This window comes from Goodfellowiella coeruleoviolacea, assembly GCF_024171785.1.
GTDB lineage: Bacteria > Actinomycetota > Actinomycetes > Mycobacteriales > Pseudonocardiaceae > Goodfellowiella > Goodfellowiella coeruleoviolacea.
This window is the reverse complement of the sequence record NZ_JAMTCK010000010.1, coordinates 345,761-357,157: the sequence shown is the minus strand read 5'-3', so window position 1 is coordinate 357,157 and position 11,397 is coordinate 345,761. Positions and strand designations below refer to the sequence as shown.

The following is an 11,397-nucleotide window of genomic DNA, read 5'->3' as shown; positions in this document are numbered from 1 at the left end:
CAGGTGGAGGCGGTGCGTGCGGAGTTGCTCAGCGGGTTGGTGGGGCTTGAGCCGGTTTCGGGTGGGGTGCCGTTCTATTCGACGGTGACGGGTGAGCGTCTGGACACTGGTGAGTTGACGGCGGAGTACTGGTATCGCAACCTGCGGGAGACGGTGCGGTTCGATCAGGCCATCCGCCAGGCACTGGATGCTGGTGCCGGGGTGGTGATCGAGGCCAGCCCCCACCCCGTGCTCGTCCCGGGCATCCAGGACATCATCGATGACACCGGCGCGCAGGCGGTGACATTGGGTACCCTGCGCCGCGACGACGGCGGACAGGACCGCTTCCTCACCGCACTGGCCGAAGCACACGTCCACGGCGCGAAAATCAACTGGACCGCGGTGCTTCCCGCGGCCCGTCGGATCAACGACCTGCCCACCTACGCCTTCCAACGGCAGCGGTACTGGTTGCGGACCGGCAACGCGGTGGCGCCCGACCGGCACGACGCACTGTTCCGAGTGGACTGGACCCGGCTGGCCACCGCCACCGATCGGACGCCCGACGTGCCGCCCGGATTCGTGCTCGAACACCTCACCACGCCGACCGGGGACCTGGCCTCGGCGGCCCGCTCGGCCGCGTCGCGCGCGCTGCGGCTGCTGCGCGACTGGGTGGCCACCGACCGGGGCGCGGCCAAACTGGTCCTGGTCACCAGCAACGCGGTGGCCACCGATGACCGCGACCGCGCCCCCGACCCGGCACTGGCCGCGGTGTGGGGCCTGGCCAGGGCCGCGCAGCAGGAACATCCCGACCGCGTGGTGCTGGTCGACCTCGACGGAACCGACGAGTCCCGCCACGCGCTCGCGGCGGTGCTGGCCACGGGTGAGCCGCAGGTGGCGGTGCGTCGCGGTGCAGCCCGAGTGCCCCGGCTCGCCGCCGTAGCCAGGGGACTGGACCGCACACCGGACTTCGGGCGCGGAACGGTGCTGATTACTGGCGGAACGGGTGCCCTGGGGGTGTCGATCGCGCGGCACCTGGTCACCGCACACGGGGTGGAACACCTGGTCCTGGTCAGCCGGAGTGGCGGTGACCCCGCTGCGTTCGCTGATCTCGACGCCACCGTCACCGCGGTCGCCTGCGACGTGGCCGACCGGGTCGAACTGGCGCGGCTGCTCGCTGGCATCCCCGACCTGAGCGCGGTCGTCCACGCGGCCGGTGTGCTGGCCGACGGGGTGCTCGCCGCGCAGGACGAGGACACGCTGGACCGGGTGTTCAAGTCCAAGGTGGACGGTGCGGTCAACCTGCACGAGCTGACCGAAGACCGCGAGCTGTCCGCGTTCGTGCTGTTCTCCTCGGCCGCGGGCACGCTGGGCAGTGCCGGTCAGGCCAACTACGCGGCGGCCAACGCGTTCCTCGACGCCCTCGCCCAGCACCGGCGGGCGGCTGGCCGGCCAGCGACCGCGTTGGCGTGGGGGCTGTGGGCACGGGACAGCGGCATGACCGGCGGACTCACCGAAACCGATCGCAAGCGGGTGCGCCGTGCCGGCCTGGTCGCACTGTCCGAGCAGGACGGTCACGCGCTGTTCGACGCCGCCGTCGCCAGGGACGAGGCCGTGCTGGTTTCGGCGCGGTTCCAGCTGTCAGCCGTGTCCGGTGTGGTGCCGGCGGTCCTGCGTGACCTGGTGCCCGCGGTGGACGAGCAGCCGCCGGCCGTGGACGCGGCGGGACTGCTGGACGTGGTGTGCGCGCACACCGCCGCCGTGCTTGGCTACGAGCAGGGTGCGCCAGTGGACGCCAGGCGGGCGTTCCGGGATCTCGGGTTCGACTCGCTGATGGCCGTGGAACTGCGCAACCGGCTGGGCGCCGCCACCGGGCTGCGGCTGCCGGCCACCCTGGTGTTCGACCACCCCACCCCGGCCGAACTCGGCGACCACCTGCGTGCCGAACTGCTCGGCCACCCGGCCGGCACCGCGCCGATCACGGCCGCACCGAGCGCGTCCCCGGGCGAGCCGATCGCGATCGTGGCGATGGCCTGCCGCTTCCCGGGTGGGGCGGCCACGCCGGAAGACCTGTGGCAGCTGGTGTCCGAGGGCAGGGACGCGATCGGGGAGGTCCCGGCCAGCCGGGGGTGGGATGTGGACGGCATCTACCACCCCGAGCCCGGCCGCGCGGGCCGCACCTACGTGCGCGAGGGCGGGTTCATCCAGGACGCGGACCGGTTCGACGCCGACTTCTTCGGCATCAGCCCCCGCGAAGCGCTGTCCATGGATCCGCAGCAGCGGCTGCTGCTGGAGTCCACCTGGGAAGCGCTGGAACGGGCCGGGATCGACCCCAACACCCTGCGCGGCAGCCGGGTCGGGGTGTTCACCGGCACCAACGGCCAGGACTACGGCACCCTGGTGGCCGCGGCCGGCACGGGCGGTGAGGACTACCTGACCACCGCGAACTCGGCGAGCGTGCTGTCCGGGCGGACCGCCTACGCGTTCGGGTTCGAGGGGCCGGCGGTCACCGTGGACACCGCGTGTTCCTCCTCGCTGGTGGCGCTGCACCTGGCCGCGCAGGCACTGCGGCAGGGGGAGTGCTCGCTCGCGCTGGCCGGTGGTGTCTCGGTGATGGCCACGCCCACGGCGTTCCTGGCGTTCAGCCGGCAGCGCGGGCTCGCCCCGGACGGGCGGTGCAAGCCGTTCGCCGCCGCGGCGGACGGCACCGGCTGGGGCGAGGGCGTCGGCGTGCTGGTCCTTGAGCGGTTGTCGGACGCGCGGGCCAACGGGCACGAGGTGTTGGCGGTGGTGCGGGGCAGCGCGGTGAACTCCGACGGCGCCTCCAACGGCCTGACCGCGCCCAACGGACCGTCGCAGCAGCGGGTCATCCGACAGGCGCTGGCCAGTGCCGGACTGTCCACAGCGGACGTGGACGCGGTGGAGGCGCACGGCACCGGCACGCGGCTGGGTGACCCGATCGAGGCGCAGGCGCTGTTGGCCACCTACGGCCAGGACCGGGACCGTCCACTGTGGCTCGGGTCGGTCAAGTCGAACATCGGGCACACCCAGGCGGCGGCGGGGGTGGCCGGGGTGATCAAGATGGTCATGGCCATGCGCCACGGTGTGCTGCCCCGGACGTTGCACGTGGACGAACCCTCCCCGCACGTGGACTGGTCGTCAGGCGCGGTGGAACTGGCGACCGAGAACCAGCCGTGGCCGAGCGGTGACCGGCCCCGCCGCGCCGGGGTGTCCTCGTTCGGGGTGAGCGGCACCAACGCGCACGTGATCCTGGAACAGGGCCCGCGAGACCAGCCCGTGCCCTCGCGGGCCGCCGCACCGCGGCCGCTGCCGTGGCCGCTCTCGGCGCGGACCGAGCCGGCGCTGCGCGCCAGGGCGGCCCAACTGCTGTCGCATCTGGACGCCGATCCGGAGCTGGATCTCGGTGACGTGGCCTTCTCCCTGGCCGCGTTCGGTCCTCGGCTGGACCGGCGCGCGGTCGTGCTCGGCGCGGATCGCGAGGAGTTCCGGCAGGGACTGGCCGCCCTCGCCAACGGGAACCCGGCCAGCACGGTGATCCAGGCCGCTCCCGGTCGCAGGGGTGGGCTCGCGGTGCTGTTCACCGGACAGGGCGCCCAGCGCCCCGGCATGGCCCGCGAACTGCACCACCGCTTCCCCGCCTTCGCCGAGGCGTTCGACGAGGTCTGCCAGCACATGGACCTGCCACTGCGGGAGGTGGTGCTGGACCCCGGCGACCAGCGGATCGACCAGACCGAGTTCACCCAACCCGCCCTGTTCGCCGTCGAGGTCGCGTTGTTCCGGCTGGCCTGGCGGTGCGGGCTGCGACCGGACTACCTGCTCGGGCACTCGGTCGGGGAGATCACCGCGGCACACGTCGCGGGCGTGCTGTCGCTGCCCGACGCGTGCGCGCTGGTCGCCGCGCGGGGCCGGCTCATGCAGGAACTGCCCGAGGGTGGGGCGATGGTGTCCATCCAGGCATCCGAAGCCGAGGTGGCCGCCTCGCTGACCGGGATGACCGAGGCGGCCGCGATCGCGGCGGTCAACGGGCCCGAGGCCACGGTGGTCTCCGGTGCCGAGGACGCCGTGCTGCGGGTGGCCAGGCACTGGGCTGAGCAGGGCCGCAGAACCCGACGGCTGCGGGTCAGCCACGCGTTCCACTCGCCGCGCATGGACCCGGTGCTCGCCGAGTTCGGTGCGATCGCCGCGCGCCTGGCCAGCCAACCGCCGAGCATCCCGGTGATCAGTGATCTCACCGGCGAGCCCGCTGATTTCACCGCACCCGACTACTGGGTGCGGCACGCCCGGGACACCGTCCGCTTTCTCGACGCGGCCAGGTGGCTGGCGGACCAGGGCGTGACCACCTTCGTCGAACTCGGCCCCGACGCCGTGCTCAGCGCCATGGTGCGGGACTGCGTGGCCGACGCCGAGCAGGAGCCGGTCACGGTCCCGCTGATGCGTCGGGACCGGCCCGAGGCCGACACGCTGCTCGCCGCACTGGCCGAACTCCACGTCCGGGACGTGCCGGTCGACTTCACCGAGCTGATCGGCCCGGCGCGGCGGGTGCCGCTGCCGACCTACCCCTTCCAGCGGCAGCGGTACTGGCTCGAACCCCGCCGCGAGTCCACAGGGGACGGGTGGCGGTACCGGATCGGCTGGCGGGCGCTGCCGGAGCGGCGCGGCCCGGCGTCGCTGGCCGGGTGGCTGGTCGTGGCCGCCTCGGACACCGCGGTGGCGGCGGCGCTGGCCGGGCGCGGGGCGCGCGTTGTGCCGCGGATCGACGCCGATGTGCTGGGGCGGGAGCAGCCGGCTGGTGTGCTCGGCCTGTGCCCGGGCGCGGCGGCCGCACTGGCCGTGATCGACCAGGTGGGGCGGGTCGGCCTGACCGCGCCGGTGTGGCTGGCGACGCAGTCCGCCGTCGCGGTGAACCGGTCGGACGGCCCGGTCGACGCCGACCAGGCGATGGTCTGGGGCCTGGGCCGGGTGTTCGGTCTGGAACAGCCCGAGCGCTGGGGTGGCCTGGTCGACCTGCCCGACACCGTGGACGCGGCCACCCTCGACCGGCTGGAGGCCGTGCTGTCCGGTGTGGACGGAGAGGACCAGGTGGCGATCCGGTCCTCGGGTGTCTTCGCCCGCCGGCTGCTGCGGGCGAACGTGGCCGCCCCGGCCGACCGGACCTGGCGTGCGCGGGGCACGGTGCTGGTCACCGGTGGTTCCGGCGGGATCGGCCGGCACCTGGCCCGCTGGCTGGCCCGATCCGGGGCCGAGCACCTGGTGCTGGTCAGCCGCGGCGGGGGCGGCGCGGAACTGGCCGACGAACTGGGTGTGGCGGTGACCGCGGTGGCCTGCGACGTCACCGATCGCAGTGCCCTGGCCGCGCTGCTGGCCGACCTGCCCGACCTGACCGCCGTGTTCCACACCGCCGGCACCAGCACGACCGCGCCGCTGGCGGACACCGATCCGGACGCGTTCGCGGAGCTGACCGGCGCGAAGGTGCGCGGCGCCGCCCTCCTGCACGAGTTGCTCGCCGATCGGCGGCTCGACGCGTTCGTGCTGTTCTCCTCGGTGGCCGGGGTGTGGGGCAGTGGCGAGCAGGGCGCGTACGCGGCGGCCAACGCCTACCTGGACGGGCTCGCCGAGCGGCGCAGGGCACTCGGGCTCCCGGCGACGTCGGTGGCGTGGGGACCGTGGGCCGGTGCCGGCATGGTGACCGACCAGGGGGCTGAGGACCGGCTGCGCCGGTTGGGACTGCCGGCCATGCCGCCCGACCGGGCCATCGCCGAACTGCGGCGGGCGCTGGACCGCGACGAGAGCACGCTCGTCGTGGCCGATGTGGACTGGGCGCGGTTCGCGCCGCTGTTCACCTCGGCCCGACCCCGGCCGCTGATCAGCGAGATCGCTGAGGCCGCCCCGAACGAAGAGCCCACCGGTGACCGGTCGGACCTGCGCGGGCGACTGGCCGGACTGGCGGGCGCGGAGCGGGACCAGGCACTGGTGGAGCTGGTCACCACCACCCTGGCCGCCGTCCTCGGCCACCGCTCGACAGCGGCGGTCCCCGCGGACCGCGCCCTCGCCGAACTCGGCGTGGACTCACTGACCTCGCTGGAGATCCGCACCCGACTGGCCGAGCAGACCGGGCTGCGCCTGCCGGCCACCCTGGTGTTCGACCACCCCACGCCGAGCGCGCTCGCGAGCTACCTGGGGCAGCGGCTGCTCGGTACGCCCGACCCGGCGGCGCGACCGGCACGCCTGTCCACAGTGGACGTGGACGCCGACCCGATCGTGATCGTGGCGATGAGCTGCCGCTACCCCGGCGGCCTGGACACCCCGGAGCGGTTCTGGCGGTTCGTGGCCGACGGTGGTGACGCGATCGGGGAATTCCCCACCGACCGCGGTTGGGACCTCGACGAGCTGTTCGACCCCGACCCCGACCGGCCGGGGCGTTCCTACGCGCGCGCCGGTGGGTTCCTGCACGACGCGGCGCACTTCGACGCCGACTTCTTCGGGATCTCACCCAGGGAAGCGCTGGCCATGGACCCCCAGCAGCGGCTGCTGCTGGAAACCGCGTGGGAGGCGTTCGAACGCGCCGGCATCGCGCCGCACTCGGTGCGGGGCAGCCGCGCCGGTGTGTTCGTCGGCGCGGGCTACCAGAGCTACGCCGGCGCCCGGTTGCAGGGCGCGCCAGACGGGCTGGAGGGCCACCTGCTGACCGGCAACGCCACCAGCGTGGTGTCCGGCCGGCTGGCCTACACCTTCGGGCTGGAAGGCCCCGCGGTCACGGTGGACACGGCCTGTTCGTCCTCGCTGGTCGCGCTGCACCTGGCGGCGCAGGCGCTGCGGCAGGGCGAGTGCGACCTGGCGCTGGCCGGCGGCGCCACGGTCATGGCCACCCCGGACGCGTTCGTCGCGTTCAGCCGCCAGCGCGGACTGGCCGCGGACGGCCGGTGCAAGGCGTTCTCCTCGGCGGCCGACGGCACCGGGTGGGGCGAGGGCGTGGGCCTGCTGCTGCTGGAACGCCTGTCCGACGCGCGGGCCAACGGCCACCCGGTGCTGGCGGTCGTGGCCGCGAGCGCGGTCAACCAGGACGGCGCCTCCAACGGGCTGACCGCGCCCAACGGGCCCGCCCAGCAGCGGGTGATCCGCCAGGCGCTGGCCACCGCGGGACTGGAAGCGGGCGAGGTGGACGCGGTCGAGGCGCACGGCACCGGCACCAGCCTGGGCGACCCCATCGAGGCGCAGGCGCTCATCGCCACCTACGGCCAGGACCGAGACCGTCCACTGTGGCTCGGGTCGGTGAAGTCCAACATCGGCCACACCCAGGCGGCGTCCGGGGTGGCCGGGGTGATCAAGATGGTCATGGCCATGCGCCACGGCCTGCTGCCGCGCACCCTGCACGCGGCCGACCCCTCACCGCACGTGGACTGGTCGGCCGGCGCGGTGGAACTGCTGACCGAGAACCAGCCCTGGCCGAGCAGCGGCCACCCCCGCCGCGCCGGAGTGTCCTCGTTCGGCATGAGCGGCACCAACGCGCACGTCATCCTCCAGGAACCCCCGCAGCCGTCCACACCGGACAGTGCCGAGGACGCGGAGCCGGCGCCGGCCGCGACGGGTGGGCGGGCGGTGCCCTGGGTGCTGTCCGGGCACACCGAGCAGGCCGTGCGCGACCAGGCCGGGCAACTGCTGGCCTGCCTGGACAACGACCACCCCGACCACGTGGACGTGGCGTTCTCGCTGGCCACGACCAGAACCCCGCTGCGGCACCGGGCCGTGGTGGTCGCGGACGGACCCGACGGGTTCCGGCGCGGCCTGGCCGCGCTGGCCGCCGGCCAACCCGCCCCCGCGGTGGTGCGCGCCGAGGCGGGCGCGCCGGGCAAGGTGGCGTTCCTGTTCCCCGGCCAGGGCTCGCAGTGGGTGGGCATGGCCGGGGACCTGCTGGACGCGTCACCGGTCTTCGCCGAGCGGATGCGCGACTGCGCGGTCGCGCTCGCCCCGCACGTCGACTGGACCCTGTTCGACGTGCTGCGCGACGAGCACGCGCTGCGGCGGGTGGACGTGGTGCAGCCGGCGCTGTTCGCCGTGATGGTCTCGCTGGCCGAGGTCTGGCGGGCGCACGGGATCGAACCGGACGCGGTGGTCGGGCACAGCCAGGGCGAGATCGCGGCGGCGTGCGTGGCCGGCGCGCTGACGCTGGCCGACGCCGCCCGGGTGGTCGCGCTGCGCAGCCGCGCGTTGGCCGCGCTGGCCGGCCGCGGCGGCATGGTGTCGGTGCCGCTGCCGGCCGACCAGGTGTCCGGGCTCGTCGACGGGCTGGCCGTCGCGGCGATCAACGGTCCACAGTCGACGGTGGTGTCCGGCGACCCCGAGGCGCTGGAGGTGCTGTTGGCCGTCCACGACCGGGCCCGCCGCATCCCGGTGGACTACGCGTCGCACTCCGCGCACGTGGAAGCCATCCGGGAGCGGCTGCTGACCGACCTCGCCGGGCTGGCCCCGCGCCCGCCCGCGGTGCCGTTCTACTCCACGGTCAGCACGCGACCGGCCGAACTGGACGCCGAGTACTGGTACCGCAACCTGCGGCAGACCGTGCGGTTCGAGCGGGCCGTTCGAGCCCTGCTGGCCGACGGGCACCGGTTCCTGATCGAGGTCAGCCCGCACCCGGTGCTCACCTCGGCGGTGCAGGAGACCGTCGACGCGGCTGCCGCCGACGCGGTGGTGCTGACCTCGCTGCGCCGCGACCACGGGGGACTGGACCGGATGCTGACCTCGGTGGGGGAGGCACACGTGCACGGCGTGCCGGTGGACTGGGCACCGGCGGTGTCACCGGGCCGACCGGTGCCGCTGCCCACCTACCCCTTCCAGCGCCAGCGGTTCTGGCTGGAAACCGGTCAGCGCGCCGCGGTCCCCGACCAGACCGGGCACCCGCTGGGCGCGGTGGTCGCGTTGGCCGACGGCGACGGCGCGCTGCTGACCGGCACCCTGTCCTGCCGGACGCACCCGTGGTTGGCCGATCACGCCGTGCGGGGCACCGTGCTGCTGCCGGGCGCGGCGTTCGTGGAGGCGGTGGCGCGGGTCGGCGCGGAGGTCGGTTGCGCGCGGGTCGAGGAGTTGACCATCCACACCCCGGTGAGCCTGACCGACCAGGACCGGGTTGAGGTGCAGGTGTCGGTCGGCGCGGCCGACACCGAGGGCCGGCGGCCGGTCAGCGTGCACTCCCGCACGGTCGGCGCCGTGGACTGGACCCGCCACGCCGACGGCCTGCTCGGTCCGGCGCGGGCCGCGGCGGACACCGTCACCTGGCCCGCGGCCGGCGCGAGCGCCGTGGACACCACCGACTTCTACCCGGCGCTGGCCGAGGCCGGACTGGAGTACGGGCCGGTGTTCCAGGGGCTGCGCACGGTGCTGCGCGCGGGCGAGGACGTGGTCGCCGAGGTGGCGCTGCCGGAAGGCACCCGCGCGGACGGCTTCGGGCTGCACCCCGCGCTGCTGGACGCCGCACTGCACGCGATCGCGGCCGGTTGCCTGCTGGACGCGGACGGCCGGCCGCTGCTGCCGTTCTCCTGGCGGGGAGTCACCGTGCACCGGGCGGGCGCGACAGCGCTGCGGGTGCGCCTGTCCCGGGTGGCCGAGGGCGTGTCGCTGACCGCGGTCGACCACACCGGCGCGGTGGTGGTGACCGTGGACTCGCTGGCGCTGCGCCCGGTCACCGCGCGGGCACTGCCGCCGCGGGCGCTCTGGCGCGTGGCGTGGCGGCCGCTCCCGGAACAGGACAGCCGGCACGGCGAGGAGCACACCACCCACCCGGTGGCGTCCGAAGTGGACGATGTGGTGGTGGCGACCCACCGCGGCGTGCACCGGGCGGTCGAGGCGCTGCGCGAGCACCTCGACGCGGACCGGCCGTCCCGGCTGGTGCTGCTCACCCGCGGCGCCGCCGGCCCCGACGTGGCCGTGCCCGACCTCACCGGCGCCGCCGTCTGGGGGCTGGTCCGCTCCGCGCAGACCGAGCACCCGGGCCGGTTCGTCCTGGTGGACACCGACACCGACGACATTCCCGCGCCGCTGCTGGACAGGGTGCTCAGCACGGGTGAACCGCAGGTGGCCATCCGCGCCGGCCAGGCCTACGCGCCTCGGCTGGCGTCCCTCGACCCGGCGGCCGACGACCCGGCGGAACCGGTGTTCGGGCCGGACGGCACCGTGCTGATCACCGGCGGCACCGGCACGTTGGGCCGCCTGGTGGCCGAACACCTGGTCACCGCGCACGGGGTGCGGTCACTGGTGCTGGCCAGCCGCGGCGGCGGCGACCCGGCCGACCTCGCCGATCTCGCCGAGCTGGGTGCCCGGATCCGGGTGGTGCGCTGCGACGCCGCGGACCGGCCGGCCCTGGCTGACCTGCTCGCCGACATCCCCGACCTGACCGGAGTCGTGCACACGGCCGGTGTCCTCGACGACGGCGTGCTCACCTCGCTGACCCCGGAACGCATCGACGCGGTGCTGCGGCCCAAGGTGGACGCCGCCTGGCACCTGCACGAGCTGACCCGCCACCGCGACCTGCGGGCCTTCGTGCTGTTCTCGGCGGCGGCCGGGCTGTTCGGCACGCCCGGCCAGGGCAACTACGCGGCGGCCAACGCCTTCCTCGACGCCCTGGCCGGGCACCGCCGCGCCCTTGGCCTGCCCGCGGTGTCGGTGGCCTGGGGCTTCTGGGCACAACGCAGCGGCATGACCGGCCACCTCACCGGCGCCGACGTCGAGCGCATGTCCCGCTCGGGCATGCGCGCGCTGTCCGTCCAGCAGGGACTGTCGCTGTTGGACGCCGCGCTGGTGGCCGGGGAACCGGTGGTGGCCGCGGTGCGGCTGGACCTGGCCGCACCGCCGGCGGGTGGGACGGTGCCGCCGCTGCTGCGCGAGCTGGTGCGGCCGGCCGCACCGCAGCACGGACCGGACCTGGCCGGGCTGTCCGGGCCGGACCGGGACCGGGCGCTGCTGGAGCTGGTGCGCGGCCACGCCGCCGCCGTGCTCGGGCACGCCACGCCCACCGCGGTGGCCACCGGACGCGGCTTCCTGGAACTGGGTTTCGACTCGCTCACCGCGGTCGAACTGCGCAACCGGCTCACCGCCGCCACCGGGCTGCGCCTGTCGGCCACGCTGATCTTCGACCACCCCACGCCCGCCGCGCTGGCCGCGCACCTGGGCACGCGTCTGGGGCCGGCCGAGCAACCGGTGCTCGCCGACCTGGACCGGCTGGCCGACACCGTCGCCACGCTCGCGTCGGACGAGCCGACCAGGGCGGCCGTCGCGGACCGGCTGCAGCGCATGCTCGCCGCGCTGACCGGCCGGCCCGACCACCAGGACGCCGACGTCGACGCGGCCACCGACGACGAACTGTTCGACATCCTTGACGACGAACTCGAAACGCCAAGAGGGTGACCGCAG

1 protein-coding gene is annotated in these 11,397 nt (G+C 74.9%); it reads left to right on the top strand.

What is annotated here, in order from left to right; translation table 11 throughout:
- Positions 1–3 precede the first annotated feature (3 nt).
- Positions 4–11,391 (top strand): SDR family NAD(P)-dependent oxidoreductase, encoded by an 11,388-nt coding sequence (locus tag LX83_RS22905; protein ID WP_308204028.1) that lies wholly within the window; start codon positions 4–6, stop codon positions 11,389–11,391.
- The last annotated feature ends 6 nt before the right edge of the window (positions 11,392–11,397 follow it).